The organism is Pseudomonas oryzihabitans, assembly GCF_024652905.1.
GTDB classification, from domain to species: Bacteria; Pseudomonadota; Gammaproteobacteria; order Pseudomonadales; family Pseudomonadaceae; genus Chryseomonas; species Chryseomonas benzopyrenica.
Map to the genome: position 1 here is coordinate 3,356,542 of NZ_CP102428.1, position 25,566 is coordinate 3,382,107.

24 protein-coding genes are annotated in these 25,566 nt (G+C 65.9%); 11 read left to right on the plus strand and 13 right to left on the minus strand.

Annotation, left to right across the window (positions count from 1 at the left end):
• Position 1 precedes the first annotated feature (1 nt).
• The 5 genes from NRG74_RS15515 to NRG74_RS15535 all read right to left on the minus strand — a co-directional run bounded on the left by NRG74_RS15515 (position 2) and on the right by NRG74_RS15535 (position 8,549).
• A complete protein-coding gene (locus NRG74_RS15515; protein WP_257704719.1) occupies positions 2-3,541 on the minus strand; it encodes a response regulator in 3,540 nt (1,179 codons plus the stop codon).
• 258 nt (positions 3,542-3,799) lie between these two features.
• A complete protein-coding gene (locus NRG74_RS15520) occupies positions 3,800-3,958 on the minus strand; it encodes a YqaE/Pmp3 family membrane protein (protein WP_007159763.1) in 159 nt (52 codons plus the stop codon).
• Positions 3,959-4,316: 358 nt separating this feature from the next.
• Positions 4,317-6,086 (minus strand): acyl-CoA dehydrogenase C-terminal domain-containing protein, encoded by a 1,770-nt coding sequence (locus NRG74_RS15525; protein ID WP_257704720.1) that lies wholly within the window; start codon positions 6,084-6,086, stop codon positions 4,317-4,319.
• A 187-nt stretch (positions 6,087-6,273) separates the two neighbouring features.
• A complete protein-coding gene (locus NRG74_RS15530; protein WP_017639541.1) occupies positions 6,274-8,079 on the minus strand; it encodes a phenylacyl-CoA dehydrogenase in 1,806 nt (601 codons plus the stop codon).
• 146 nt (positions 8,080-8,225) lie between these two features.
• On the minus strand, positions 8,226-8,549 hold the full coding sequence (locus tag NRG74_RS15535) for a thioredoxin family protein (protein ID WP_017639542.1): 324 nt from the start codon (positions 8,547-8,549) through the stop codon (positions 8,226-8,228).
• A gap of 164 nt (positions 8,550-8,713) precedes the next feature.
• Between NRG74_RS15535 and NRG74_RS15540 the strand changes: the two genes are divergently transcribed.
• Together NRG74_RS15540 and NRG74_RS15545 are read left to right on the plus strand one after the other, a co-directional pair.
• Positions 8,714-10,048: an MFS transporter gene (locus tag NRG74_RS15540; RefSeq protein WP_257704721.1), complete on the plus strand. Its 1,335-nt coding sequence runs from the start codon at positions 8,714-8,716 to the stop codon at positions 10,046-10,048.
• A gap of 70 nt (positions 10,049-10,118) precedes the next feature.
• On the plus strand, positions 10,119-10,541 hold the full coding sequence (locus tag NRG74_RS15545) for a DUF1810 domain-containing protein (protein ID WP_027600703.1): 423 nt from the start codon (positions 10,119-10,121) through the stop codon (positions 10,539-10,541).
• Here the strand turns inward: NRG74_RS15545 and NRG74_RS15550 are convergent.
• Together NRG74_RS15550 and NRG74_RS15555 are read right to left on the minus strand one after the other, a co-directional pair.
• Positions 10,538-11,125: a cupin domain-containing protein gene (locus NRG74_RS15550; protein ID WP_257704722.1), complete on the minus strand. Its 588-nt coding sequence runs from the start codon at positions 11,123-11,125 to the stop codon at positions 10,538-10,540. The two genes, NRG74_RS15545 and NRG74_RS15550, sit on opposite strands and share 4 nt — an antisense overlap.
• A gap of 70 nt (positions 11,126-11,195) precedes the next feature.
• Complete coding sequence (locus NRG74_RS15555) at positions 11,196-11,897, minus strand: alpha/beta fold hydrolase (RefSeq protein ID WP_257704723.1); 702 nt, start codon at positions 11,895-11,897, stop codon at positions 11,196-11,198.
• A gap of 112 nt (positions 11,898-12,009) precedes the next feature.
• Between NRG74_RS15555 and NRG74_RS15560 the strand changes: the two genes are divergently transcribed.
• From NRG74_RS15560 to rarD, 5 genes are all read left to right on the plus strand, one after another.
• Complete coding sequence (locus NRG74_RS15560) at positions 12,010-12,306, plus strand: hypothetical protein (protein WP_007159771.1); 297 nt, start codon at positions 12,010-12,012, stop codon at positions 12,304-12,306.
• An 82-nt stretch (positions 12,307-12,388) separates the two neighbouring features.
• Positions 12,389-13,102, plus strand: coding sequence for a ComF family protein (locus NRG74_RS15565; protein WP_437181195.1), 714 nt, complete (start codon positions 12,389-12,391; stop codon positions 13,100-13,102).
• 66 nt (positions 13,103-13,168) lie between these two features.
• Positions 13,169-15,058: a PhoX family protein gene (locus NRG74_RS15570; RefSeq protein ID WP_257704725.1), complete on the plus strand. Its 1,890-nt coding sequence runs from the start codon at positions 13,169-13,171 to the stop codon at positions 15,056-15,058.
• 110 nt (positions 15,059-15,168) lie between these two features.
• Entirely contained in the window at positions 15,169-16,143 is a 975-nt protein-coding gene (locus tag NRG74_RS15575) for a serine/threonine protein kinase (protein WP_064306828.1), read from the plus strand.
• Between the two features lie 295 nt (positions 16,144-16,438).
• The gene (gene rarD, locus NRG74_RS15580) at positions 16,439-17,359 is read left to right on the plus strand and encodes an EamA family transporter RarD (protein ID WP_257704726.1); all 921 of its coding nucleotides are present in this window, start codon (positions 16,439-16,441) and stop codon (positions 17,357-17,359) included.
• Between the two features lie 75 nt (positions 17,360-17,434).
• Here the strand turns inward: rarD and secB are convergent, their stop codons facing one another.
• Genes secB through NRG74_RS15595 form a run of 3 tightly spaced genes read right to left on the minus strand, consistent with a single transcriptional unit; the run spans position 17,435 to position 18,642 of the window.
• Positions 17,435-17,899, minus strand: coding sequence for a protein-export chaperone SecB (gene secB, locus NRG74_RS15585; protein ID WP_007159775.1), 465 nt, complete (start codon positions 17,897-17,899; stop codon positions 17,435-17,437).
• Between the two features lie 27 nt (positions 17,900-17,926).
• Positions 17,927-18,181 (minus strand): glutaredoxin 3, encoded by a 255-nt coding sequence (gene grxC, locus NRG74_RS15590; protein ID WP_017639551.1) that lies wholly within the window; start codon positions 18,179-18,181, stop codon positions 17,927-17,929.
• A gap of 41 nt (positions 18,182-18,222) precedes the next feature.
• Positions 18,223-18,642 carry a rhodanese-like domain-containing protein gene (locus NRG74_RS15595; RefSeq protein WP_017639552.1) on the minus strand — a complete coding sequence of 140 codons (420 nt, stop codon included), beginning with the start codon at positions 18,640-18,642 and terminating at the stop codon, positions 18,223-18,225.
• Between the two features lie 183 nt (positions 18,643-18,825).
• Here NRG74_RS15595 and NRG74_RS15600 point away from each other — a divergent pair, with 183 nt between their 5' ends.
• From NRG74_RS15600 to NRG74_RS15615, 4 genes are all read left to right on the plus strand, one after another.
• A complete protein-coding gene (locus NRG74_RS15600) occupies positions 18,826-19,437 on the plus strand; it encodes an NAD(P)-dependent oxidoreductase (RefSeq protein WP_257704727.1) in 612 nt (203 codons plus the stop codon).
• Between the two features lie 133 nt (positions 19,438-19,570).
• The gene (locus NRG74_RS15605; RefSeq protein WP_257704728.1) at positions 19,571-20,854 is read left to right on the plus strand and encodes a murein hydrolase activator EnvC family protein; all 1,284 of its coding nucleotides are present in this window, start codon (positions 19,571-19,573) and stop codon (positions 20,852-20,854) included.
• A 29-nt stretch (positions 20,855-20,883) separates the two neighbouring features.
• On the plus strand, positions 20,884-22,227 hold the full coding sequence (locus NRG74_RS15610) for a S41 family peptidase (protein WP_064306832.1): 1,344 nt from the start codon (positions 20,884-20,886) through the stop codon (positions 22,225-22,227).
• 2 nt (positions 22,228-22,229) lie between these two features.
• Positions 22,230-22,985, plus strand: coding sequence for a divergent polysaccharide deacetylase family protein (locus NRG74_RS15615; RefSeq protein ID WP_257704729.1), 756 nt, complete (start codon positions 22,230-22,232; stop codon positions 22,983-22,985).
• A gap of 17 nt (positions 22,986-23,002) precedes the next feature.
• On the opposite strand, the gene NRG74_RS15620 is transcribed toward NRG74_RS15615, so the two are convergent.
• From NRG74_RS15620 to NRG74_RS15630, 3 genes are all read right to left on the minus strand, one after another.
• Positions 23,003-23,764: a substrate-binding periplasmic protein gene (locus tag NRG74_RS15620; protein ID WP_257704730.1), complete on the minus strand. Its 762-nt coding sequence runs from the start codon at positions 23,762-23,764 to the stop codon at positions 23,003-23,005.
• A 225-nt stretch (positions 23,765-23,989) separates the two neighbouring features.
• Entirely contained in the window at positions 23,990-24,751 is a 762-nt protein-coding gene (locus tag NRG74_RS15625; RefSeq protein ID WP_257704731.1) for a substrate-binding periplasmic protein, read from the minus strand.
• A 49-nt stretch (positions 24,752-24,800) separates the two neighbouring features.
• Positions 24,801-25,559: a substrate-binding periplasmic protein gene (locus NRG74_RS15630; RefSeq protein WP_026083672.1), complete on the minus strand. Its 759-nt coding sequence runs from the start codon at positions 25,557-25,559 to the stop codon at positions 24,801-24,803.
• Positions 25,560-25,566 lie beyond the last annotated feature (7 nt).

Genomic DNA, 25,566 nt, shown 5'->3' on the forward strand with positions numbered 1-25,566 from the left:
CCTAGAGGCGCTCCAGCGACGGCATCCAGACGCGGATCAGCGAGAACAGCCGGTCCAGATCGATGGGCTTGGCCAGGTAGTCGCTGGCGCCGGCGGCGAGGCAGCGCTCCTGGTCGTCCTTCATGGCCTTGGCGGTGATGGCGATGATCGGCAGCTTCTTCATGTGCGGCCGCTTGCGGATCTCGCGCATGGCTTCGTAGCCGTCCATCATCGGCATCATGATGTCCATCAGCACCAGGTCGATGGTGTCGCTGTTGTCGAGCTTCTCCAGCGCTTCCAGGCCGTTGCGGGCGATCTCCACCTTGGCGCCCTTCTGCTCCAGGGCGCTGGTGAGGGCGAAGATGTTGCGCACGTCGTCGTCCACCAGCAGCAGGGTGCGGCCGTCGAAGGCCTTCTCGCGGCTGCGAGCGCTTTCCAGCATGCGCTGGCGATCGAGCGGCATGTCGGCCTCGATCTTGTGCAGGAACAGGGTCACCTCGTCCAGCAGCCGCTCCGGCGAGCGCGCGCCCTTGATGATGATGGAGCGCGAATACTTGAGCAGCGCCGCTTCTTCGTCACGGGTCAGGCTGCGACCGGTGTAGACGATGACCGGCGGGAAGGAGCAGATGTCCTCGCTGGCCATGCGTTCGAGCAATTCGCCGCCCTCCATGTCGGGCAGCTTGAGGTCGATGACCATGCAGTCGTAGACCTCGTCGCGCAGCAGCTCCAGGGCCTGGCTGCCCATCTCCACCGCGGTGATCTCCACGTCCACGTCGCCGATCAGCTTGGCGATGCTGTCGCGCTGGAGGGCGTCGTCCTCCACCAGCAGCACCCGCTTGATGCCGGCGGCGAACTTGGCTTCCAGGCGGGTGAAGGCCTCGCGCAGTTCGTCGCGGGTGGTGGGCTTGATGGCGTAGCCGACCGCGCCCATGTGCATGGCGGTCTCGATGCGATCCGAGGCCGAGACCACGTGTACCGGGATGTGGCGGGTCAGGGGATTTTCCTTGAGCCGCTCCAGCACCGTGAGACCGGAATGATCCGGCAGGCCCATGTCGAGCAGGATGGCGTCGGGGCGGTATTCCAGCGCCGCGGCGAAGCCTTCCTCGGCGCGGTGGGCGACCAGGCAGCTGTACTTCAGTTCGTGGGCGAGATCGAAGAGGATCTGCGCGAAGGGCACCTCGTCTTCGATCACCAGCACCCGACGATCCGGATAGGGCCAGCTGTCGCGGTCGTCGGCGAAGGCGGCGCCCACGGGTGCCGCGGCCTCGGTGACCGGCGGCGGCGCGGCCGGACGCGGGGTGGCGGCCAGGGTCGCCAAAGGCGCGGGCGTTGTGGCGGCCGGCGTGGCGGCTTGGGCCGGAGCCATGATCGGTGTCACCGGCAGGCTGGGCGCGGCGGCTTCCTGGTACTCCAGCGGCAGACGCAGGGTGAAGGTGCTGCCCTCGCCCGGCTGGCTGGTGACGCTCAGGGTGCCTCCCAGCAGTAGCGCCAGGTCGCGGGAGATTGACAGTCCCAGACCGGTGCCGCCGTAGCGACGGGTGATGGCGCCATCCGCCTGGCGGAAGGCCTCGAAGATCAGCTCCTGCTGCTCGGCGGCGATGCCGATGCCGGTATCGCTCACCGCGAAGCTGGGCTGACCGTCTTGCAGGGACAGGCGCAGGCTGACCTGGCCGTGTTCGGTGAACTTGAAGGCGTTGGACAGCAGGTTCTTGAGGATCTGCTCGACCCGCTGGCGATCGCTGAAGAAGGCCGGCGGCATCCGCTCGTCCAGCTCCACCACGAAGGCGACGCCCTTGTTCTGGGCCACCGGCTCGAAGGCGGTCTTCAGGGCTTCCACCAGGCGGCGCACGGACATCTGCTCCGGGCGGATCTCCAGCATGCCGGCCTCGACCTTGGAGATGTCGAGGATGTCGTTGATCAGGGTGAGCAGGTCGTTGCCCGCCGAGTAGATGGACTCGGCATAGCGCACCTGCTCGGTGCTCAGGTTGCCGGCGGGGTTGTCCGCCAGCAGCTTGGACAGGATCAGCGAACTGTTCAGCGGCGTACGCAATTCATGGGACATGTTCGCCAGGAATTCGGACTTGTACTGGCTGGCCCGCTCCAGCTCGCGTGCCCGGTCTTCCAGCAATTGCTGGGCTTCGTTGAGACGGTTGTTGCGGTCGTCCAGCACGTCGCGCTGCTGCAGGAGCTCCTGGGCCTGTTCGGAGAGCTGCTCGTTGGTCTGCTCCAGTTCGGCCTGCTGCTGTTCCAGATGGACCTGGGATTCCTTCAGTGCCTGGGACTGCTCTTCCAGCTCTTCGTTGGCGGTGCGCAGCTCTTCCTGCTGCACCTGCAGTTCTTCGTTGAGCTGCTGGGTTTCCGCCAGCACCTGCTGCAGGCGCTGGCGATAGCGCGCGGCTTCCACCGAGGAGCCGATGGAATCGGCGATCAGGGTCAGTAGTTCTTCGTCCTGCGGACGCAGGGCACGCAGGAAACCCAGTTCCACCACGCCATTCACCCGGCCATCGTTCTCGATGGGTACGATGAGCGCCGCGCTGGCCTGGCGTTCACCCAGCGCCGAGTTGACCTTGAGGTAGTCGACGGGCAGCTGGTCGAGCGCCATGGGGCGACCGTCCAGGACGGCCTGACCGGCCAGGCCCTCGCCCGGTGCCAGGCGCTGGCGACGGCGGCGCCCCTCGTCGTCCAGGGCATAGTCGGCGACGCGCTCCAGGCTGCCATCGTCGAGACGCACATAGAGCGCGCCGGCCGCGGCGCCCAGATAGCGCGCCAGGAATTGCAGGATGCTCTGGCCCAGCGGCGCCAGCGACGCCTGGCCGATGACCGCTTCCGACAGCTGATTCTGGCCGGAGCGGAACCAGCTCTGCCGCTCCAGGTTGTCGGTGTGCTCGGCCTGCTGATCGAGCAGCCGGGTATAGGTCGCGGAGAGCCGCATGAGTTCCCGGCGACCAAAGAAGGCCATGATGCCCGACAACAGCAGGCTGACGATGAGGAAGGCGGCGACGAAGATCACCGTCATGCGGCTGGCCGTCTCGGTGCGCTCGGCGCGCATCTGCTCTTCGTAGGCGATGAAGTCGGTGTAGTCGCGTCGGATGCTGTCGATGCGATTCTTGCCCTGACCATCGCTCAGCGGTGTCTGGAAATCCCCCCCAATGCGGCGCGCCTCGATCACCTGGCTGGCGTATTGGCGCCACTCGCGGTGCACCGCCTCGATCCGCTCCAGTCGGCGAATCTGCACGGCACTGTCGCTGACCAGATTCTTCAGCTCATCGAGTTGCGGCTCGACATTGGGCAAGGCGCGCTCATAAGGCTGCAGAAAGCTGGTATTGCCGCTCAGCAGATAGCCGCGCATCCCGGTTTCCAGATCGACCACCAGGCGGAAGTTGGCGTTGGCCTCGCTGATGACGCGGTCGGTGTGCTCGACCCACTGGGTAACTTTCAGTAGGTAATAGATGATGGCGATGAAGAAAATCGCGCTGAAGACACCGATACTCAGGGGCAGGGAAAGATTGCGCTTGAGGATCTGGCTGAAGTGCTTCTGATCGAGGGGCGACTCGCGATTCATGGGGTCTGAAAGCCTTGTACAGGACGAAACGGTCGGCGGCGGCTAGGCCTCTGTCAGCGGGATTGCCGTCATCCGCCGAGACACGACCGAAGACCGATCAGAACCCTGCCACGCCTTGGCAGGGTTCTTTCGAAAAGCCTGCAGAACACGCGCTGGCCGGACGTGGACACCAGCGGCGCTGGCGTCGTCGCCTCCGTTGCAGCGGGCTCGCAGCTCAACTGATCGATCGAGACACGCAACGCGCGTCCGCGCCTCTGGTCAGCGACGGGCAATCACCCAGACGGCATGGATGATACCCGGAATGTAACCCAGCAGCGTCAACAGGATGTTCAGCCAGAAGGCACCGCCGAAGCCAACCTGCAGGAAGACGCCCACGGGAGGGAGGATGATGGCAAAGATAAGGCGGATGAGGTCCATTTCAGGCTCCAGTAGTGGGTGGGCAAGAAGATGCCTCTAAGACTGGTACGCCCGAATCAGGTTCCGGCAGGCAATAAAAAACCCCGCCGAAGCGGGGTTTCGCAGACTTAACCCGACATCCTTGTCGGGCCGCCAATCCTTGGCCATCTATCCCTGTAAGTCTCTGCCCGACATCCTTGCCGGGGGGCCATCCTGGCCACATTTCCTTGAAATCATCTGGAGCGCTGGGTACATCCTGTACCGCGATCCGATGGGTGTAGATTACGCAGCTCCCATGGACTAGGCGATGGCTTATCGCGGCGACGTCATGTAAGCCAAAGCTTACACCGCATGGCTTTTCACCTTGCCGGTCAATCGCTTAGAAGGCCTCCTCAGCCAGGGCGTAGAGCGGCTGGGCGCCACTGCGCACGGCGGCGGCCAAGCTCAGGGTGCGCGGCAGCAGGCGGGCGAAATAGAAGCGTGCAGTGGCCAGCTTGGCTTCGGCGAAGCTGGCTTCCTGATCCGCAGCAGCCGCCGCGGCCCGTGCCCAGAGATAGGCATAGGCGACATAGCCGAACAGATGCAGGTAATCCACCGAGGCGGCGCCGAGCTCATGAGGGTCGGTGGTACCCGCCTGCAGCAGCCACTCGGTCGCGCCATCCAGTTGATCCAGGGCCTGGCGCAGGGGTGCGGCGAATTCGCTGTCCGCCGGCAGGCTGGCGAGATAGCCGTGGACCTCTTCGCTGAAGGGCCGGTAGAGGGCGCCACGACTGCCGGCCAGCTTGCGGCCGACCAGGTCGAGGGCCTGGATGCCATTGGTGCCTTCGTAGATCTGGGTGATGCGCACGTCACGCACCAACTGCTCCTGGCCCCATTCACGGATGTAGCCATGGCCGCCGAACACCTGCTGACCCGCGACGCAGAGTTCCAGGCCGAGATCGGTGAGGAAGCCCTTGGCGACCGGGGTCAACAGCGCCACCAGGGCTTCGGCGCGTTCGCGCTCGACGGGCTCGGGGCTGTACTTGGCGGTGTCAAGTTGCAGGGCGACATAGCTGGAGAACAGCCGGCCGCCTTCGTTCAGGGCCTTCATGGTCAGCAGCATGCGGCGCACGTCAGGGTGAACGATGATGGGATCGGCGTTCTTGGCGGCCTGCTGGATACCGGCAGGCGAGCGGCTCTGCAGGCGCTCGCGGGCATAGGCCAGGGCATTCTGGTAGGAGCGCTCGCTCGACCCCAGGCCCTGGATGCCAACGCCCAGGCGCTCGTAGTTCATCATGGTGAACATGGCGGCCAGGCCCTTGTTGACCTCGCCCACCAGATAGCCGACCGCGCCATCGAAGTTCATCACGCAGGTGGCGGCGCCCTTGATGCCCATCTTGTGTTCCAGGGAGCCACAGGCCACGGCGTTGCGCGCGCCCAGGGCACCCGCCTCGTCCACCAGGATCTTGGGCACCAGGAACAGCGAGATGCCCCGCGAGCCGGCCGGAGCATCGGGCAGCTTGGCCAGCACCAGATGGACGATGTTCTCGGTGAGGTCGTGCTCGCCGGCGGTGATGAAGATCTTGGTGCCGGTGACCCGGTAACTGCCGTCGGCCTGGGGTTCGGCGCGGGTGCGGATCAGGCCCAGGTCGGTGCCGGCATGGGGCTCGGTCAGGCACATGGAGCCGGCCCACTGGCCGCTGTAGAGGTTGGGAAGGTAGGCCTGCTTGAGCGCCTCGCTGCCATGGGCGTGCAGGGCCAGACAGGCGCCAGCGCTGAGCATCGGATAGAGACCGAAGGCCAGGCAGCTGGCGTGCATCATCTCCTCGACCTGGGCGGTAAGCACCTTGGGCATGCCCATACCGCCGTATTCGGGATCGCCACCGACCCCGACCCAGCCACCTTCGGCAAAGGCCTGGTAGGCCTGGCGGAAACCCTGGGGGGTGGTCACTTCGCCGTCTTTCCAGTGGCAGCCTTCTTCATCGGAATTACGATTGAGCGGCGCCAGTTCCTGGGCGCACAGCTTGCCGGCTTCTTCGAGGATGGCATCGGCGGTCTCGCCATCCACCACCTCGGCCAGGGCAGGCCACTGACTCCAGTGGTCCTTGACCTTGAGGACGGCATCCAGCACGAAACGGATATCGCGAAGCGGCGGGGTGTAGTCAGCCATGTCGAGTCTCCTCGGAAGGTGTTCTTGTCGGTATGACTCGAGTGTAAGACCGAACCGGAAGGGAGACATAGGTTCATGATCTGACCTGGCGGTCAGCCGATCAGAGGTCCGCGCCGGCTGGCTTTTTCGCATGCGTGAAAAAGCGAAAACCCCGCCGGAGCGGGGTTTTCAGAGGAGCTTCGTACCCTTAGTAACCGAGCGCGAAGTCTTCCTCGGCCAGGGCCATCAGGCTGCCGGCACCGGCCAGCAGCGCCTCGGCATGGGCCCGGGTACGAGGAAGCAGGCGCTCGTAGTAGAAGCGCGCGGTGGCCAGCTTGGCCTGGTAGAAGGCGGCCTCGTCGGTACCGGCGGCCAGCTTCTCGGCGGCGACCCGGGCCATGTCGGCCCAGAAGTAGGCCAGGCAGACATAGCCGGAGTACATCAGGTAGTCGACGGCGGCGGCACCCACCTCCTCGCGATCCTTCATGGCGGCCATGCCGACCTTGAGGGTGATCTCGCCCCACTCCTTGTTCAGCTTGGCCAGCGGCTCGACGAAGGCCTTGAGGTCGGCATTCTCGGCCTGAGCCTGGCAGAACTTGTGCACCACCTTGGTGAAGGCCTTGAGCGACTCACCCTGGGTCATCAGCACCTTGCGACCCAGCAGGTCGATGGCCTGGATGCCGGTGGTGCCCTCATAGAGCATGGCGATGCGCGCATCGCGTAGGTTCTGCTCCATACCCCACTCGGCGATATAGCCGTGGCCGCCATAGATCTGCACGCCGTGGCTCGCCGCCTCGAAGCCGACCTCGGTCATGAAAGCCTTGGCGATGGGAGTGAGGAAGGCCATCTGGGTCTCGGCCTGCTGCTTCTGCTCTTCGTCCTGGCTGTACTTGAGGATGTCCACCAGCTTGGCGGTGTAGTAGATCATCGCCCGGCTGCCTTCGGCGAAGGCCTTGATGGTCAGCAGCATGCGGCGCACGTCGGGGTGCACGATGATCGGATCGGCAGGCTTCTCGGGCGCCTTGGGACCGGTCAGGGATCTCATCTGCAAACGCTCGCGGGCGTACTTCAGACCACCCTGGAACGCCACCTCGGCATGGGCCAGACCCTGCAGGGCGGTACCGACGCGAGCGAAGTTCATGAAGGTGAACATGCAGTTCAGGCCACGGTTCGGCGGGCCGATCAGGAAACCGGTGGCGCCGTCGAAGTTCATCACGCAGGTGGCGTTGCCGTGGATGCCCATCTTGTGTTCGAGGGAACCGCAGTGCACGGCGTTGCGCTCGCCGGCCGCGCCGCTGGCGTCGGGCAGGCGCTTGGGCACGATGAACAGCGAGATGCCCTTGGTGCCGGCAGGAGCATCGGGCAGGCGGGCCAGCACGATGTGGACGATGTTCTCGGCCATGTCGTGCTCACCGGCGGAGATGAAGATCTTGGTGCCGGTGATGGCGTAGCTGCCGTCCGCACGCGGCTCGGCCTTGGTGCGCAGCATGCCCAGGTCGGAACCGCAGTGGGGTTCGGTCAGGCACATGGTGCCGGTCCATTCGCCGGTCACCAGCTTTTCAAGGTAGGTGTGCTTCTGCTCGTCGGTGCCGTGCTGCTCCAGGGTGTTCATGGCGCCGTGGGACAGACCGGGATACATGCCCCAGGACCAGTTGGCCTGGCCGACCATTTCCGACAGGGAGATGCCGAGGGACTCGGGCAGGCCCTGGCCACCGTGGGCCGGGTTGTGCGCCAGGCTCGGCCAGCCGCCCTCGACGAACTGGGCATAGGCTTCCTTGAAGCCATCGGGGGTCTTCACGCCCTCTTCGCTCCAGGTGCAGCCCTGCTGGTCGCCGATGCGATTGAGCGGCGCCAGGACCTGTTCGCAAAACTTGGCGCCCTCTTCGAGGATGGCGGAAACCATGTCCGGGGTGGCATCGCCGCAACCGGGCAGGCTCTGGTAGTGCGCGTCATAGCCCAGGAGTTCGTCGCGAACGAAGCGGATGTCCCGCAGGGGGGCTTTGTAATCGGGCATGACTGTTACCTCTTTGCGAATGCTTGTTGTCGAGGGTGGCGGCAGCGTCGCTACGGACCCGCCGCCAGGGCGTTTAAACAGTCGTTTGAAACTAATGTTCCAGCCCCGGCCTTGTCAAGCGCGGCGAGGACGAGCGGAACGACCGGTCAGTCCGCCAGGGCCAGGGCTTCGCGCAGTTCTGCCGCCCCGTTCGGGCGTACCAGCCGCGCCAGCTCCTGGCCTTCCTTGAAGACGATCAAGGTCGGCCAGAGCTTGACGCGGAAAGAGCGCCCCAGGCGGCGCCCGGAGCCATCCTCGATCTTGAGATGGCGCACGGTGGGATGCTCTGCCAGGGCCGTGGCAAGCAGCGGCTGGGCGGCGCGACAGTGGCCGCACCAGGGTGCGCCGAATTCCAGCAGGGTCACCCCGGGCAGGGCATCGACGTCGGCGCGGGCGGGTTCCCGCTCCGCATAGGTGGTGGTCATGGGCATGGCTGGGCTCCTGAAGTCGGTTCCAACGGTGGACAAGTCGCTGGCGGGACTGCTCGATCACGGGAAAAGGACTAGGGTCGATCCTGCGGTACGCCCCGACTTCATGACAATAAAACCAGGCGCTTCATTTCTGCCTCCGTCTCCTCCCTTTCCTGAGGCCCGCCATGAGCCAGACAGCGACCCCCGTTTCACCCGCCACCCTGCGCAAGGTCATCTCCGCCGCGTCCATCGGCAACTTCGTCGAATGGTTCGATTTCGCCCTCTACGGCTTTCTCGCCACTCTGCTCGCGGCGCACTTCTTTCCCAGTGGGGATGCCACTGCCGGCCTGCTCAAGACCTTTGCCGTCTTTGCCGTGGCCTTCGCCTTTCGCCCATTGGGCGGCATCGTCTTCGGCCTGCTGGGCGACCGCATCGGCCGCAAGCGTACCCTGGCGCTGACCATCCTGATCATGGCCGGCGCCACCGCCCTGATCGGCATCCTGCCCAGCTACGCCACCATCGGCATCTGGGCACCGATCCTGCTGACGCTGATCCGTTGCGCCCAGGGCTTTTCCGCCGGGGGCGAATACGCCGGCGCCTGCGCCTACGTGATGGAGCATTCGCCGCGCGATCGTCGCGGACGCTATGGCAGCTTCGTGCCGGTCTCGACCTTTCTCGCCTTCGCCAGCGCCGCCCTGACCGCCTGGGGACTGGAGCGGCTGCTGGGCGCCGCGGTCATGGCCGACTGGGGCTGGCGCATCCCCTTCCTGGCCGCCGCGCCGCTGGGTCTGATCGGCCTCTACTTGCGCCTGAAGCTGGACGAGACGCCGGCCTTCCAGGCGCTGGAAGCCGACCATGAGGTCAGCCATTCGCCGCTGGGCGAGACGCTCCGGCTGCAGGGTCGCTCGATCCTGCGCCTGGGCGCCTTCATCTCGCTGACGGCGCTGTCCTTCTATATGTTCACCACCTACTTCTCCACCTACCTGCAACTGGCCGGCGGCTTCGACCGGGCCGCGGCCCTGGCCATCAGCCTGATCACCCTGTTCGCCGCCGCGGCCGCCTGTCCGGTGCTGGGGCGCGTCACCGATCGCATCGGGCGGCGCATGACCACGGTGCTGGCCAGCCTGGTATTGGCGGTAGGCGTCTATCCGGCGCTGCTGCTGGCCAGCAGCGGCCAGTTCGGCAGTGCCCTGCTGGGCTCCCTGTTGCTGGGCGCCGGCGCGGTACTGTGTAACGTGGTGACCGCGCCGCTGCTCAGCGAGATCTTTCCGACCCGCACCCGCTACACCGCGGGCGCCATTACCTACAACCTGGCCTACACCATCTTCGGCGGCACCGCGCCACTGATGGCGACCTGGCTGATCGGCACCACCGGCAGCAATCTCTCGCCGGCGCTCTACCTGATCCTGATCGCCCTGCTCGGCCTGATCGGCGGCCTGAGTCTGCCCGAGACCTCGCGCATCGATCTGGACGAGGTCAGCGAAGGCGGTGAACCGGCCTATCGCGCGGTGCGAGGCTAGACCGCTCGTCCCTTGGCCGGCACTTCCTCCGGGTCCATCTGCCGATAGGCAAAAGGCCCGGAGTTTTGCCATGCCCGCCGCTCACGATCTGCAACGCTTCCTCGACGCCCAGGCCGACACCTATGCCACCGCCCTGGCGGAGATCCGCGCCGGGCGCAAGCGCAGTCACTGGATGTGGTTCATCTTTCCGCAGATCCAGGGGCTGGGCCGCAGCGAGACGGCGCAGCGCTACGCCATCGCCTCCCGCGACGAGGCCAGTGCCTACCTGGCGCACCCGCTGCTGGGACCGCGGCTGCGGGAGATCACCGCCGCCGCGCTGGAGCATCCGCAGCTGTCGGCCACGGCGCTGTTCGGCCAGCCGGACGATCTCAAATTCCATTCCTGCCTGACCCTCTTCGCCGCCGTGGCCGAAGACCCCGAACCCTTTCGCCAGGCGCTGAAGACCTTTTTCGCCGGCCAGCCGGACGAAGCCACCCTGACGCGACTCTGTTAGCGCCACAGCGTGGGCAGCGCGCCCTCGCGCCCGCTCACCGGGTCGCTCGTGGGCAAGGGCACCTGGGCGATCAGTTCGACCGAACGCGCATGGGCGGCCGAATCGGCGCGTTGGGTGATGAAATCCTGTTGATCGGGTGGATAAGCGCCCACCACCAGGAAGTCCGCACTGGACTCCAGATTGCGGTGCCCGGTACCCGCCGGCAGTACCACCACATCACCCGCGGTCACCGCCACATCCTGCCCCTGCTCGCCGCCAAGACGCAGCCGCGCCTGGCCGCGCGCCACACCCAGGGCCTCATGGGCATTGGGGTGATAGTGATGGTAGTCGTAGACGCCATAGCGCCACTGCGGAGGCCAGGCGTTGTCGGCGAACAGTCGCTCCAGCGCCGCCGCGCGGTCGGTTCCTTCCAGAGGAACCTGGCGATAGAGGAGCACGGGCAGGCGGCTGTTGGGGATGACGCCGTCATCGGCGAAGTACAGGTGCTCGGGCTGACCGGTTCCCACCGGCGCGGCCAGGGCCACGGCAGTGGGGGCGAGGCCCAGCACCAGGGAAAGGACGGACAGCGGTGGACGACGCGACATACGGAACTCCCTCAAGGCTTTGCCAATGGAGGCCCGCCTGCCGCCCGGGTTCAGCGCCCGCGACGAGGGGTCAGGCCAGCCATTCCCGCAGCAGCGCCGTGGTCCGCTCCGGCAGTTCCAGCGGCGGCAGGTGGCCGCAGCTGTCCAGTACCACCAGCCGCGAGTCCTGGATACCGGCGTGCATGAGTTCGGCTTCAGCCGGCGGGGTGAGCTGGTCCTGGGCGCCGACCACGATCAGGGTCGGTATGCGGATCTGCGCCAGGGTCGGCCGCGAATCGGGGCGGTCGATGATCGACTGCTGCTGACGCAGAAAGGCTTCCTTGCCCACCGCCTTGCCCATGGCCAGCACGGTGTCAGCGACCGGCGTGCCCAGGCGCGAGGCGTGGATCAGGCGCGGCAGCAGTTGCGGACTGATGCCGAGAAAGCGCCCGCGTTCGGCCAGATCAAGCATGGCGCGGCGCTGGGCGGCGCGCTCGGGGGCATCCGGGCTGGCCATGGTGTCGAACAGCGCCAGCCGCACCACCCGCTCCGGCGCCTGGCGCAGAATCTCGAAGGCCACGTAGCCGCCCATGGACAGGGCGCCCAAGGCGAAGCGCGGCGGCGCCTCGGCCAGCACCCGGCGCGCCAGGGCGGCGATACCCAGATCGCGGGTGAGATCGGGGATAAGCACCGGGCAGGTATCGGCCAGGTCGGCGGCCTGGATGGCCCAGAGACGCCTGTCACAGAGCAGGCCGGGAAGCAGGATCAGGGGTAGCGCGTCGGTAGCTGTCATCACTAGGAACTTGAGAGACACTGCGGAAAACGCGCAGTGTAGCGCGGATCACCAGCGAACCCGGCGGGCTTCGCGGGTTCCAAGGGACATTGCCAAGGATCCGGGAACATCCATGCGTACTGAAGGCTTCTTCGACTGGCTCGGCGCTGCGCTCGGCCAGGTCATCCGTTTCATCATCGATCTGTTCGGTTCGGTCCTGGGCGGCCTTGCCGATGCCGTGCACGACTTCCTCCATGGCATGGCCCGCTCTATCGGCATGGACGACTCCTATATCAGCTTCGTGGTCCTGGCCATCGGCCTGTTGCTGCTCTACGCCGCGGTACGGGCCTTCATGGCGCGCTCGGTGGTGGGTGGCGTCATCTGGCTGATTCTTGGCCTCATGGTGATGAGCTGGCTGATCCGCGGCTGACTGGTCGCCAGGCGCGCCGCCTGGCACAGTAGGGCTCTCGCTCGGCACGGATGCCGTCATGCCCCCACCGCTCTCCCAGGTAATGAAGCGCCACTGGCAACGCCTGCGGCCCGGGACCAGTTGCGCCCTCTGCGCCGCCTGGCTTCCGGCCGGACTGCCGCTGTGCGAAGGCTGCGACAGCGAATTGCCCTGGCTTGGGCCCCATTGCCAATGCTGCGCCCTGCCCCTGCCGGTGGACGGCCTGCTCTGCGGCAACTGCCTGGCCGGGCCGCCGGCCTTCGACCAGGTACTGGCGCCCTGGCGCTATGCCTTTCCAGTCGACACCCTGATCAACAGATTCAAGCATCGCGACCAGGGCAGTCTCGGTCGCGTGGCCGGGACGCTGCTGGCGCGGCATCTGCAGCACCTGTTCGACGAAGGCCAGCCACGCCCGGAATTGTTGCTGCCGGTTCCGCTCTCACCCTTGCGCCTGCACCAGCGCGGCTCCAACCAGGCCGCCCTGCTGGCCAACTGGCTCGGCCAGGCCCTGCAACTGCCGGTGGATGGCGGATTGTTGCAGCGGGTGCAGGAACAGCACAGCCAGCAAGGCCTGAGCGCCAGCGAGCGGCGGCGCAATCTCAAACAGGCCTTCGCCCTGGTGCAGGACGCCCAGCTGGAGGGTCGCCATCTGGCTTTGGTGGACGACGTCCTCACTACCGGCGCCACCGCCGACAGCCTGGCGCGCCTGCTCAAGCGCGCTGGCGCCGGGCGGGTCGATGTCTATTGCCTGGCGCGGACACCACCACCCGGCGACTAGCCGCTGTCACCAAAACGTCATTTAGTCTGACTAGCCTCGCCTGCACACCGTGAGGGAGCCATCCGCATGCACAACGACCAGACTGATCTCGAACGCCTCGTCCACCTCAGCCGCCGACGCTTCATCGGCGCGGGTGCCCTCGCCGGTGCCGCCCTGTTCCTTGGCGGTGGCCTGCTCGGTCGCAGTGCTCTGGCCGACGCCGTCAGCGAGGCCTCGGGCAATCCCCTGATCGGCTTCGCCAACATCCCGGCTTCCACCGCCGACACCCTGGTGGTGCCGCCCGGCTATCGCGCCAGCGTGCTCATCAGTTGGGGCCAGCCACTGCACACCGATGGCCCGGCCTTCCGCCCCGATGGCAGCCCCAGCGCCGCCGACCAGGCCGTGCAGTTCGGTGACAACAACGATGGCATGGCCTTCTATCCCTTCCCGGACGATCCGGACCGGGCGCTGATGGCGATCAACAACGAATACACCAACTACCGCTATCTGCTCAGCCACGGCACGCCGCCCAAGTCCCTGGAAGACACCCGCAAGGCTCAGGCCGCCGAGGGCGTCTCGGTGATCGAGGTGAAGCGCGTGGACGGCCAATGGCACTTCGTCCAGGGCTCGCCTTACAACCGCCGGGTGCATGGCAATACGCCCATCGCCGTCAGCGGTCCGGCTGCTGGCCACGACCTGCTCAAGACCGCCGCCGACTCGGCCGGACGCGAAGTATTGGGTACCTTCCAGAACTGCTCCAGCGGCGCCACCCCCTGGCACACCTATCTGACCTGCGAAGAGAACTTCACCGATGTCTTTGGCAGCCGCGACGCCAACCTGAAATTCGATGCGGCCCAGAAGCGCTACAGCGTCAAGCACGCCAGCGTGGAGAACGACTGGCACCTGCACGACGATCGTTTCGACTTGGCGCAGAATCCCAACGAACTCAACCGCCACGGCTGGATCACCGAGATCGATCCCTTCGATCCCCAGGCCAAGCCGGTCAAGCGCACCGCCCTGGGTCGCTTCAAGCACGAGAACGCCGCCCTCGCCCGCACCCGTGATGGCCGCGTGGTGGTCTACATGGGCGACGACGAACGTGGCGAATTCATCTACAAGTTCGTCAGCCGCGACCGCCTGCAGGACGACCCCAAGGCCAATCGCGACCTGCTCGACCACGGCACCCTCTATGTCGCCCGCTTCGACGAGGGCGACCGCGACCCGAACCGTCCCAAGGGCCGCGGCCAGTGGCTGCCGCTGGTGCATGGCGAGAACGGCCTCACCGCCGCCAACGGCTTCGCCAGCCAGGCCGAGGTGCTCATCCACGCCCGCCAGGCCGGTAGCCAGGTCGGCGCCACGCGCATGGACCGACCCGAGTGGATCGCCGTCAGCCCCAAGGACGGCCAGGTCTACTGCACCCTGACCAACAACACCAAGCGCGGTGAAGACGGCATGCCGGTGGGTGGCCCCAATCCCCGCGCCAATAACCTCTACGGCCAGATCGTGCGCTGGCGCGAGAGCGGTGACGATGCCGCGGCCTTGAGTTTCGACTGGGACCTCTTCGTCATCGCCGGCAATCCCAAGGTGCACCCGGGCACGCCGGAAGCCGGCTCCCAGCAGATCAATGCCGAGAACATGTTCAACAGCCCCGATGGCCTGGGCTTCGACGCTGCCGGCCGGCTGTGGGTACTCACCGACGGCAAGTACAGCAACAAGGGTGACTACGAGGGCATGGGCAACAACCAGATGCTCTGCGCCGATCCGCGTAGCGGCGAGATGCGCCGTTTCCTGGTCGGCCCGGTCGGCTGCGAGGTCACCGGCCTGGCCTTCTCGCCGGACTACCGGACGATGTTCGTCGGCATCCAGCACCCTGGCGAGGAAGGCGGTTCCCAGTTCCCGGAGCAACGACCGGATGGTCAGCCCCGCTCTTCGGTGATGGTCATCACTCGGGAAGACGGCGGCGTGATCGGCGCCTGACCGGCGAGCGGATAGCGCTCGAGCCTTCGCCATGGGGCTCGGGCATGCGCTAGCATCTCCCGGATGCAGGGTGGCAATCGCCATCGTCCCCCGTGACCGAGGAGCGCGCCATGTCTCATCCGTTCGAAAATCTGAGTCCCGACCTCGTCATCGACGCCATCGAAAGCCTGGGCTATCTCAGCGATGCCCGGGTGCTGGCGCTCAACAGCTACGAGAATCGCGTCTATCAGATCGGCATCGAAGCCGAGACCCCGCTGATCGCCAAGTTCTATCGCCCGGATCGCTGGACCGACGCGGCCATTCTGGAAGAACACGCCTTTTCCGCCGAACTGGAGGAGCGCGAGGTGCCCGTGGTCGCGCCCTTGCAGCGCGACGGCCAGACGCTGTTCACCCATGCCGGCTTTCGCTTCGCACTCTTTCCCCGCCGTGGCGGTCGCGCGCCGGAGCCAGGCGATCTCAATCAGTTGCATCGCCTCGGCCAGTTGCTCGGTCGGCTGCATGCGGTGGGTGCCAGCCGGCCCTTCCAGCACCGTGAGTCGCTGGACGTCCAGGGCTACGGTCATGCCTCGCTGGACACCCTGCTCACCGGCAACTTCATTCCCAAGAGCCTGCTGCCCGCCTATGAATCCGTGGCGCGCGACCTGCTCTTGCGCCTCGACGAACTCTTCGAGAGCGTCAGCTACGACGTCATCCGCCTGCACGGTGACTGCCACCCGGGCAACCTGCTCTGCCGCGACGATGCCTACCACATCGTCGACCTCGACGACTGCCGCCACGGTCCGGCCATGCAGGATCTCTGGATGCTGCTGGCCGGTGATCGCCAGGAGCGGCTGACGCAGCTGTCCGAGCTGATGGACGGCTACGAGGAATTCCACGATTTCCAGCCGCGCGAGCTGGCCCTGATCGAGGGGCTGCGGACCCTGCGCCTGATGCACTACAGCGCCTGGCTGGCACGTCGCTGGGACGATCCGGCCTTTCCCAAGAGCTTTCCCTGGTTCGGCAGCGAACGCTACTGGGGCGATCAGATCCTGACCCTGCGCGAACAGCGCGCCGCCCTGGACGAGGCGCCGTTGCGACTGTTCTAGCCTGGGCGCCCGAATACCCCTCTCCCCTGGGAGAGGGCCGGGGTGAGGGTACGCCTCATGAGGACTTCTCCAATGGAAAAGGCTGCGCCGTTTTCCACGCTACAACACTGATCGCGGCCATGGGCCGCTCCTACAGGCACCGGACTTTTCGTACGAGCGGCCGCATTGGCGGACCGCCATGGCCGCGATCGACCGTCGCGACGGTCACACCACAAGCGCACCACCTCAGCCCACATCCCGCCGTCCCTTGAGCTATCCTGCCCGGACAAGAACGTTGCCTGCCTAAGGATCCCTCATGTCTGCCTTGCGCCAGGGTTATGCCCTGGGCCTCACCGCCTATGGGCTGTGGGGCTTGTTTCCGCTGTTCTTCAAACTGCTGGCGGCCCTGCCGGCGACCGAGATCCTGTTCCAGCGCATCCTCTGGTCCGCCCTGTTCAGCGCCCTGCTGCTGTTGGTCTGGCGCCATCGCGGCTGGTGGGCGGAGCTGCGCGCTCATCCCAAACGGCTACTTTGGTTGGCCGTATCCGGCGCGCTGGTGGCCTGCAACTGGCTGGTCTACATCTGGGCGGTCAACAACGCTCACGTGGTCGAGGCCAGCCTGGGCTACTACATCAATCCGCTGGTCAACATCCTGCTCGCCCTGGTGCTCCTCGGTGAACGCCTGCGCCCGCTGCAATGGATCGCCGTGGGCCTGGCGGTGCTCGGCGTGGCCCAGCAGCTGTGGACCCTGGGGCAACTGCCCTGGGTTTCCCTGGCTCTGGCGCTGAGCTTCGCCTTCTATGGCCTGGTGCGGCGGCAGACGCCGGTGGCCGCGCTGCCGGGCATGGTGGCGGAGAGCTGGATGCTGGTGCCGATCGCCCTGGTCGCGCTGCCGCTGCTGACCCCTGGGGTGAGCTTGCAGGCCGAGACCTGGCAGTCTTCCCTGGGCCTGCTGATCGTGCTGGCCGGACCAGTCACCCTGATCCCGCTGCTGTGCTTCAACGCCGCGGCGCGCAAGCTGCCCTATTCGACCCTGGGCTTTTTGCAGTACCTGGCGCCGACCCTGGTACTGATCCAGGCGGTCTGGCTCTATGACGAGCCCTTCCCCCGTGAGCGGCTGTTCGCCTTTCTCTGCATCTGGACCGGTCTTGCGGTGTTCAGCTTCGATCTCTGGCGCGCCAGTCGCAAGCTCAGAGCGAGCACAAAGGCGCGCGAGCGAGAGGCAGACAAGGCCTAGGCATTTCCCAAGAGACCCGGGGCCAGACAGCAGAACGCCCCTCGCAAGGGGCGTTCGTCATCGCGGTGGAGCCGATCAGGCTTCGCCAGCGGTCTGCATGCGCGCCAGTTCCTGGGCGTAGAGGGCGTCGAAGTTCACCGGCTGCAGCATCAGCGCGGGGAAGGAGCCACGCACCACCATGTTGTCCAGCGCCTCACGGGCGTAGGGGAACAGGATGTTGGGGCAGAAGGCGCCCAAGGCATGGGCCATGGACGCGGCGTCCAGGCCCTTGATCAGGAAGATGCCACCCTGCTGCACTTCGGCGATGAAGGCGGTCTCTTCGTTGTTCTTGACGGTCACGGTCAGGGTCAGCACCACTTCGTGGAAGTCGTCACCCAGCGTCTTCTGGCGAGTGGCCAGGTCCAGGTTGACGTTGGGCTGCCAGTCCTGACGAAAGATCTCGGGGCTCTTGGGCGCTTCGAAGGACAGGTCACGGATGTAGATGCGCTGGAGAGAGAACTGAGCGCCGTCTTCCTGGGCGCCATTGGCTTGGTCGGTCATGGTAGGGCCTTGAGTGATGAGTGTTGGTCAGGCGGACAGCAGCGGATCGAGACGCCCGCTTCGGTCTAGGGCATAGAGGTCGTCGCAACCGCCGACGTGGGTGCTGCCGACCCAGATCTGCGGCACGCTGGTGCGACCGGCCTTGCGGGCCATTTCACTGCGCAGCGCCGGCTGGCCGTCAACGGAAATTTCCCGATAGGCCACGTTCTTGCGATCGAGCAGGTGCTTGGCACGATGGCAATAGGGACACCAGGCGCTGGTATAGATGACGACGTCAGACATGCGCGGTCTCCAGTGGCCGATGGAACGGCCACGCTAGGGGGTCACTTCACCAGGGGCAGATTTTCTGCACGCCAGGTGGCGATACCGCCATTCAGTCGAGCGGCGGTGAAGCCGGCCTTCTGCAGCTCGCCGCACACGGCACCGGCTTGCTGGCCGGCACTGTCCACCACGATCAGGGTCTTGGCCTTGTGCTTCTCCAGTAGAGACAGGCTGCTGGCGACTTTCTCCTGAGCGATGTTCAGCGCGCCGACGATATGCCCGGCGGCGAAGTCCTTGCTCGGGCGGATGTCGAGCACCACACCCTCTTCGCGATTGACCAGATTGGTGAGTTCGCCGGTGGACAGGCTGCGACCGCCCCTACGGGTCTCGTTGAACAGCATCAGGGCGACGATGGCGAGGAAGGCGGCGACGAGAAGCGGATGATGGGTGGCGAATTCGACCACCCGACCGAGAAATTCCATAATGAAAGAGCTATCCAGGGAGGGCTAAAAATGCTGGCCAGTATACACAGCCCCCCGATGGCGCCATACCCTCGGCGACCCCGGGTTATCCGCAGGTAACCAGCTCATCTCAAACTGCCTCCTTGGCGGCTTTCGCCGCTCTGCCTAGGCTTGGCTTCCCTTCATTTCCGAGGAATCCAAGCCATGACCTCCATCGCCCTGCTCGGCGCCACCGGCAACGTCGGCAGCCGTCTGCTCGACGAAGCCCTCTCCCGCGGCCACCAGGTCACCACCCTGGTACGGGATCCCGCGCGCCTGGCGTCCCGCGCCGGCCTGACCGTGGTCGCCGGCGATGTCACCGATCCGCGGGCCGCCAAGGCCCTGGCCGGTCACGAGGTGTTGATCAGCAGCCTGAGATTCGCCGACATCGCACCAGGCACCCTGATCGACTTCGCCCGGGCCACCGGCATCCCGCGCCTGCTGATCGTCGGCGGCGCCGCCAGCCTGCGCCTGCCGGACGGCGCACGACTGTTCGACGCCCCTGGCTTTCCCGCGGAATACCGCACTGAAGCCGAAGCCGGCATCGCCACCCTGGATGCCCTGCGCGGGGTCAGCGACCTCGATTGGGTTTTCGTCAGTCCGCAGATGGTCTTCGCGCCCGGCGAGCGTACCGGTAGCTTCCGTCTGGGCGACGATGCCCTGCTGTTCGATGCGGCCGGTGACAGCCATATCTCCTACGAGGACTTCGCCGTGGCCCTGCTGGACGAGGCCGAACGGCCTGTCCACCACCGCACCCGTTTCACCGTGGGTTACTGAAACAGAAATGCCCCCTCGTTCGCAGCCTGGCCGCCTGGTCGGGCCGTGAACGCTGAACGGCGTGCCTTGCCGTTTTTTTTGCCGGATGTGACGGGCATACTAGGCGCTTCGCCCTTGAAACGTACGACCTCGCATGCGCCCCGTTCTTGCCCTTTTCCTGCTTGCCAGCGTTCTCGCTCCCGCCCTGGCCGACGACCGCGCCGACACCCAGCGGCAGATCGAGCAGACCCGCCGGGAAATCCAGGAGATGCAGAAGGTACTCAAGCAGGTGCAGGCCGAGAAGTCCGGCGTGCAGAAGCAGCTGCAGGGCACCGAGACCCAGATGGGCGAGTTGGAAAAGCAGGTCGACTCGCTGCAGAAGCAGCTGGAGAACGGCGAAAAAAAGCTGCAAGAGCTGGACGGGCGCAAGAAGAAGCTCGACCAGTCTCGCGCTGAGCAACAGAAGCTGATCGCCGTGCAGGTGCGCGCCGCCTACCAGAGCGGGCGCCAGGAATACCTCAAGCTGCTGCTCAATCAGGAGCATCCGGAAAAGGTCAGTCGCACCCTCACCTACTACAACTACCTGAATCGCACCCGCCTGGATCAGCTCGCCAGCTTCAACGACACCCTGCGCGAATTGCGCGAGGTGGAACAGGGCATCCAGCAGGAACAGGGTGAGCTGGTCGCGCGTCGGGAAGACCTGGAGAAGCGTCAGGCGGAGCTGGCCGAGGTGCGCAAGGAGCGCCAGGCGGCCCTGGCCAAGATCAATGCGGACTACCGCGACAAGAGTCGCGAGATCGAAAGCCGCGAGCAGGATCAGGCAGCCCTGAACAAGGTGCTCAAGACCATCGAGGAAACCCTCGCGCGTCAGGCCCGCGAAGCCGAGGAGGCCCGCCAACGGCAACTGGCCGAAGCTCGCGCTGCCCAGGCGCGGGAAGCGGCACGGCGCCAGGCGCAAAGCGAGCCGAAAGCCTCGCGCCCCTCGAACGCCCCGGAGCTGGCGGTGTCTAGTGCAGCACCTGCCTATGGCGGTGCCTTCGCCAATGCGCGCGGCAAGCTGCCCTGGCCGGTCGATGGTCGCCTGGTGGCCCGTTTCGGCAGTGCCCGCGGCGACGATCCCCGCGCGAAATGGGACGGTGTCCTGATCGCCGCCGGTGCCGGCACCCGGGTCAAGGCGGTACACGACGGCCGGGTGGTCTTCGCCGACTGGCTAAGGGGCGCCGGCCAACTGGTTATCATCGATCATGGGAATGGCTATCTCAGCCTGTACGGACATAATCAGAGCCTGCTCAAGTCTGCAGGTGACGTGGTCAAGGCCGGAGATGCCATTGCGACCGTCGGCGCCAGCGGCGGTCAGGAAGCCTCCGCCTTGTACTTCGCCATCCGCCAACAGGGCCGCCCAACGGACCCGGTCATCTGGTGCCGTGCTCAGGGATAGTGCGACACACCTCGGTTTAGGAGCTGCACATGCCGCATCGCTTTCGTCCCACCGTCCTGGTCCTCGCCCTGCTGTTCAGCGGCGTTGGAGTCGTCCAGGCGCAATCGTCGCAGAGCACGCCGGCTGCAGTGACGCCGGTCGCATCGGGCACCGCGCCCGCGGCTCCGGCCAGCGCTCCGCTGCCCTTGGACGAGCTGCGCACCTTTGCCGAGGTGTTCGACCGCATCAAGGCGGCTTATGTGGAGCCGGTGTCCGACAAGGTCCTGCTGGAAAACGCCATCAAGGGCATGCTCAGCAACCTGGATCCGCATTCGGCCTACCTGGAACCCAAGGACTTCGCCGAGCTGCAGGAAACCACCAGCGGTGAATTCGGCGGCCTGGGCCTGGAAGTCGGCCAGGAAAACGGCTTCATCAAGGTGGTCTCGCCCATCGACGACACCCCGGCGGCCAAGGCGCGCCTGCAACCGGGCGACCTGATCGTCAAGATCGACGGCCAGCCAACCAAGGGCCAGGCCATCAACGAAGCAGTCGACAAGATGCGCGGCAAGCCGGGCAGCCCCATCGTGCTGACCATCGTCCGCGGTGGTGGCCAGCCGTTCGACGTCAAGCTGGCGCGGGCGGTGATCAAGGTCAACAGCGTCAAGAGCCAGGTGCTCGAATCCGGCTATGGCCTGCTGCGCATCTCGCAGTTCCAGGTCAACACCGGCGAAGAGACGGTCAAGGCGCTCGCCAAGCTGCGCCAGGAGAACAAGGGCAAGCTCAAGGGCCTGATCCTCGACCTGCGCAACAACCCGGGTGGGGTGCTGCAGTCGGCGGTCGAGGTGGCCGATGCCTTCATGACCCATGGCCTGATCGTCTACACCAAGGGTCGACTGCCCAATTCCGAACTGCGCTTCTCGGCCGATGCCGCCGATCCCAGCGAGAAGGTACCGCTGGTGGTGCTGATCAACGGCGGCAGTGCCTCGGCCGCGGAAATCGTCGCTGGCGCCCTGCAGGACTCCAAGCGCGGCATCCTCATGGGTACCGACAGCTTCGGCAAGGGCTCGGTGCAGACGGTGCTGCCGCTCAACAACGACCGGGCGCTCAAGCTCACCACGGCGCTCTACTACACGCCGAACGGTCGCTCCATCCAGGCCCAGGGCATCACCCCGGACATCGCCGTGGCGCCGGCCAAGGTCACCCCGCAGAGCGGTGGCGACGAATACTTCCGCGAAGCGGATCTGGCCGGTCACCTGGGCAATGGCAACGGCGGCGCCGATCGGCCCACCGGCAGCAAGGCGCCCAACCAGAGTCCGCGGCCGCAGGATGACGACTTCCAGCTCTCTCAGGCGCTGTCGCTGCTCAAGGGGCTCAACGTCACCCATACCCCGTGAGGATGGGACGTTGGTTACTGGCCGGGGTGCTCGCCCTGGCCAGCGGTCTGGCCCAGGCCGCCACCGCGCAGCTGACCATCGTCATCGACGATCTCGGCCAGAATCCGGCCCGGGATCGCCAGGTCCTGGCGCTACCCGCGCCGGTGGTCCTGGCCATCATCCCCGAGACCCGCTACGCCGCCGAGCTGGCCGCCCAGGCCCATCGCGCCGGGCGCACCGTGTTGCTGCACCTGCCCATGGACCCGGCCGGCGGCCCCTATGCCTGGCATCCGGAAATGTCCTCGGCCGAGCGCCTGCAACGCCTCGATCGAGCGCTGGAACGGGTTCCCGAGGCGGATGGGGTGAACAACCACGAAGGCAGTCGCATGACCGCCGACCGACCGGCCATGGCCGAGTTGATGCAGGTCCTGCAGGAGCGCCACCTGCTGTTTCTCGACAGCCGCACCAGCGCTGCCACCGTGGCCGCCGCGGAGGCCCAGAAGATCGGCCTGGCCAGCGTCTCGCGCGATGTCTTCCTGGACAACGAGGCGACTCCGGCAGCCGTGGCCGCGCAACTGGCCGAAGGCGTGCGTCTGGCCAAGCGCCAGGGCAGCGCCGTGCTGATCGGCCATCCGCACCCGGCGACCCTGGCGGTGCTGGCCCAGCAGTTGCCGCTGCTCAAGGCCCAGGGCGTGGAGGTCATCGACCTGCCGCAGATGATCGCCCTGCGTGCCAACCAGGCCATGGCCGGGCACGGCCGCGCTGGTCGCTATCGCTAGCGACCGGCCTCCAGGCGTCAGAGGTAGTTGTTGGTGATGCTGTCGATCACCCCTTCCTTGCGCATCTGCTCCAGCGCCGCCCTGAGGCGTATCACCACCTCGTCAGGCGTGTCCTTGTTCAGCGCCAGATACTGATCCACCTCGTTGAAGCGCAGCAGCGTCTGCAAGCCGGTCACCCCCTGCTGCTTGGCGAGATAGCGACCGACAGGATCGGCGGTTGCCCAGATATCGATCTGGCCCTTCACCAGTTTGTCGACGTTCTCCTGATCGCGCAGGGCGTCGATGACCGGAATGCCCTGGGCGGTCAGCGTCTTGCTGATCACATCGTTGCGATAGGTACCGATGCGATAGCGGGCGGCGTCCTTGAGCGTCTTGACGTCCAGCTTGCTGCCAGGCAACGCCTGCAGGGTCCAGCTCGATCGGCCAAAGGGCCCCACCCATTTGAACTGATCCTTGCGCGCCTCGGTGTAGGCGACGGAGAAGAGTCCGTAGTTGGGCGTCTCCTGGGTCAGCCGATAGATGCGGTCCCAGGGGAAGCGCAGCGAAAGGCTGTACTTGATGCCCGCACGCCTGAACATCTCGCGGACGACATCGGTGGCGATACCGTCGATGGCGTCATCGCGGGCGAAGTTCTTGTCATCGACCGACATGTTGAAGGGAGGATAATTTTCGGTCAGGAGCACGACCTGATAGTAATCCGGCAGCTCGGCACGGGCCTGGGTCAAGCCCAGCGTGCAACCCAGCAGTACCCCTGCAAGACGCAACCACAGCTTTTGCATTGCAACTCCCTGGCGACACAAGGCCGCATTTCCGAGGTTTCGTTGAGTATCCCTTTACAACGTTCAGCGCTCACTGCGGCTGGCCTCACCTCGGTCGTCAAGGCTTCGCGGCCCCGTCCAGCTGCCGGGCCAATACGGAACCCCTGGCAGCTCGCGTGCAGACAGGGCGCTAGCGAATGCTCACCTCCAGCGCAACTCGCCAGGCGCCCGCCACGCGGCACCGCATTAGAGATAGTTGTTGGTGATGCTGTCGACCAGGCCTTCGCGGCGCATGGCATCCAGGGCCTGCTGCAGGCGGGTCACCACCTCGTCGGGGGTGTCCTTGTTCAGGGCCAGGTAGAGGTCGGATTCCTGGAAGCTGAGCAGGGTCTGCAGGTTGCTGACGCCCTGCTGCTTGGCCAGGTAACGGGCGACCACGTCGGTGGTGGCCCAGACGTCGATCTCGCCCTTCTGCAATTTGGCGATGTTCTCCTGATCACGCAGGGCATCGATGGGGACGATGCCCTTTTCCTGAATCATCAGGCTCACGGCGGAATTCTTGTAGGCACCGACGCGCAGCCGGGCTGCCGTGGCCAGGTCTGGCACCTTGAGGGTGCTGCCGGCCAGCGCCATGAACACCTTGCGGGTCTTGCCCAGCGGCCCGACCCACTTGAACAGCGGCAGCCTGGACTCGGTGCGCGACACGGAGAACAGCGCGTAGTTGGGGCTTTCCAGGGTCAGGTTGTAGATGCGATCCCAGGGAAAGCGCAGCGAGAGGTTGTAGTCGATCCCGGCGCGCTTGAACATCTCGCGCACCAGATCGGCGCTGATGCCGTCGATGGCGTCGTCACGCGCGAAGTTCTTGTCGTCCACCGCCATGTTGAAGGGCGGGAAGTTCTCGGTCAGCAGCACCACGCGATAGCCCGCTGGCAATTCCGCCCGGGCTGTCCCCAGGCCGAAGGTGCAACTCAACAGCACGGCGGCGATGGCCAACCAGGACTTGCGCATAGCTCTCTCCTCAGGCGACCGTCCGCGCCGATCGCTCGGCCCGCCGGGATCACAGATAACGATTGAAGATGGTCTGAACCGCACCGCTCTGGCGCATCTCGTCGAGGGCCTTCTGCAGCTTCTGTACCACCTCGTCGGGGGTCTGCTTGTTCAGCGCCAGGAACAGCTCGCCGCTGTTGAAGCGCAGCAGCATCTTGAGTCCGGTCACGTCTTCCTGGCGGGCCAGGTAGCGACCGGCGGGATCTCCGGTGGCCCAGACATCGATCTGTCCCTTGACCAGGCGCTGCACGTTTTCCTGATCGCGCAGCGCAAGATCCGGCTGGAAGCCCTGCTGGACGAGACTCTCGGCGATGGCGTCGCCCTTGTAGGCGCCGATCCTGAGCTGCTGCTTGCGGACATCGTCCAGGCTGCGCAGTTGCAGGTGGCTGTCGGCGCGACCGAGCAGGACCCAATCGTCCGGGCCGATGGGACCGACCCACTTGAACAAAGCCTCGCGCTCCGGCAGCCGGGCGGTGACGAAGACGCCATGGTCGGGCTGATCCAGGGCCATGCCGTAGATCCGCTCCCAGGGAAATCTCAGGGTGAGGTTGTAGGAGATGCCGGCCCGCGTGCACATCTCGCGGACCATGTCGACGGCGATGCCCTTGAGGTCGCCTTCGCGAGCGAAATTCTTGCCATCGACGGAGAAGTTGTAGGGCGGGAAGTTTTCCGTCAGCAGTGTCAGCTGATAACCCGCCGGAAGCTCCGCCCTGACCGCGGTGGATACCAGCAGCAAACCGGCCAAGCAGGCCCAGACTCCCTTGCGCACGCCCCTC

Coding starts and splice junctions, on each gene's coding strand:
- NRG74_RS15550 (WP_257704722.1), bottom strand. CDS start 11,125: ATGTCGCGTCGTCCACCGCTGTCCGTCCTTTCCCTGGTGCTGGGCCTC.
- NRG74_RS15595 (WP_017639552.1), bottom strand. CDS start 18,642: ATGGAATTTCTCGGTCGGGTGGTCGAATTCGCCACCCATCATCCGCTT.
- secB (WP_007159775.1), bottom strand. CDS start 17,899: ATGACCGACCAAGCCAATGGCGCCCAGGAAGACGGCGCTCAGTTCTCT.
- NRG74_RS15600 (WP_257704727.1), top strand. CDS start 18,826: ATGACCTCCATCGCCCTGCTCGGCGCCACCGGCAACGTCGGCAGCCGT.
- NRG74_RS15515 (WP_257704719.1), bottom strand. CDS start 3,541: ATGAATCGCGAGTCGCCCCTCGATCAGAAGCACTTCAGCCAGATCCTC.
- NRG74_RS15545 (WP_027600703.1), top strand. CDS start 10,119: ATGCCCGCCGCTCACGATCTGCAACGCTTCCTCGACGCCCAGGCCGAC.
- NRG74_RS15565 (WP_437181195.1), top strand. CDS start 12,389: ATGAAGCGCCACTGGCAACGCCTGCGGCCCGGGACCAGTTGCGCCCTC.
- NRG74_RS15620 (WP_257704730.1), bottom strand. CDS start 23,764: ATGCAAAAGCTGTGGTTGCGTCTTGCAGGGGTACTGCTGGGTTGCACG.
- NRG74_RS15535 (WP_017639542.1), bottom strand. CDS start 8,549: ATGCCCATGACCACCACCTATGCGGAGCGGGAACCCGCCCGCGCCGAC.
- NRG74_RS15555 (WP_257704723.1), bottom strand. CDS start 11,897: ATGACAGCTACCGACGCGCTACCCCTGATCCTGCTTCCCGGCCTGCTC.
- NRG74_RS15615 (WP_257704729.1), top strand. CDS start 22,230: ATGGGACGTTGGTTACTGGCCGGGGTGCTCGCCCTGGCCAGCGGTCTG.
- rarD (WP_257704726.1), top strand. CDS start 16,439: ATGTCTGCCTTGCGCCAGGGTTATGCCCTGGGCCTCACCGCCTATGGG.
- NRG74_RS15625 (WP_257704731.1), bottom strand. CDS start 24,751: ATGCGCAAGTCCTGGTTGGCCATCGCCGCCGTGCTGTTGAGTTGCACC.
- NRG74_RS15575 (WP_064306828.1), top strand. CDS start 15,169: ATGTCTCATCCGTTCGAAAATCTGAGTCCCGACCTCGTCATCGACGCC.
- NRG74_RS15525 (WP_257704720.1), bottom strand. CDS start 6,086: ATGGCTGACTACACCCCGCCGCTTCGCGATATCCGTTTCGTGCTGGAT.
- NRG74_RS15570 (WP_257704725.1), top strand. CDS start 13,169: ATGCACAACGACCAGACTGATCTCGAACGCCTCGTCCACCTCAGCCGC.
- NRG74_RS15610 (WP_064306832.1), top strand. CDS start 20,884: ATGCCGCATCGCTTTCGTCCCACCGTCCTGGTCCTCGCCCTGCTGTTC.
- NRG74_RS15605 (WP_257704728.1), top strand. CDS start 19,571: ATGCGCCCCGTTCTTGCCCTTTTCCTGCTTGCCAGCGTTCTCGCTCCC.
- NRG74_RS15540 (WP_257704721.1), top strand. CDS start 8,714: ATGAGCCAGACAGCGACCCCCGTTTCACCCGCCACCCTGCGCAAGGTC.
- grxC (WP_017639551.1), bottom strand. CDS start 18,181: ATGTCTGACGTCGTCATCTATACCAGCGCCTGGTGTCCCTATTGCCAT.
- NRG74_RS15560 (WP_007159771.1), top strand. CDS start 12,010: ATGCGTACTGAAGGCTTCTTCGACTGGCTCGGCGCTGCGCTCGGCCAG.
- NRG74_RS15520 (WP_007159763.1), bottom strand. CDS start 3,958: ATGGACCTCATCCGCCTTATCTTTGCCATCATCCTCCCTCCCGTGGGC.
- NRG74_RS15530 (WP_017639541.1), bottom strand. CDS start 8,079: ATGCCCGATTACAAAGCCCCCCTGCGGGACATCCGCTTCGTTCGCGAC.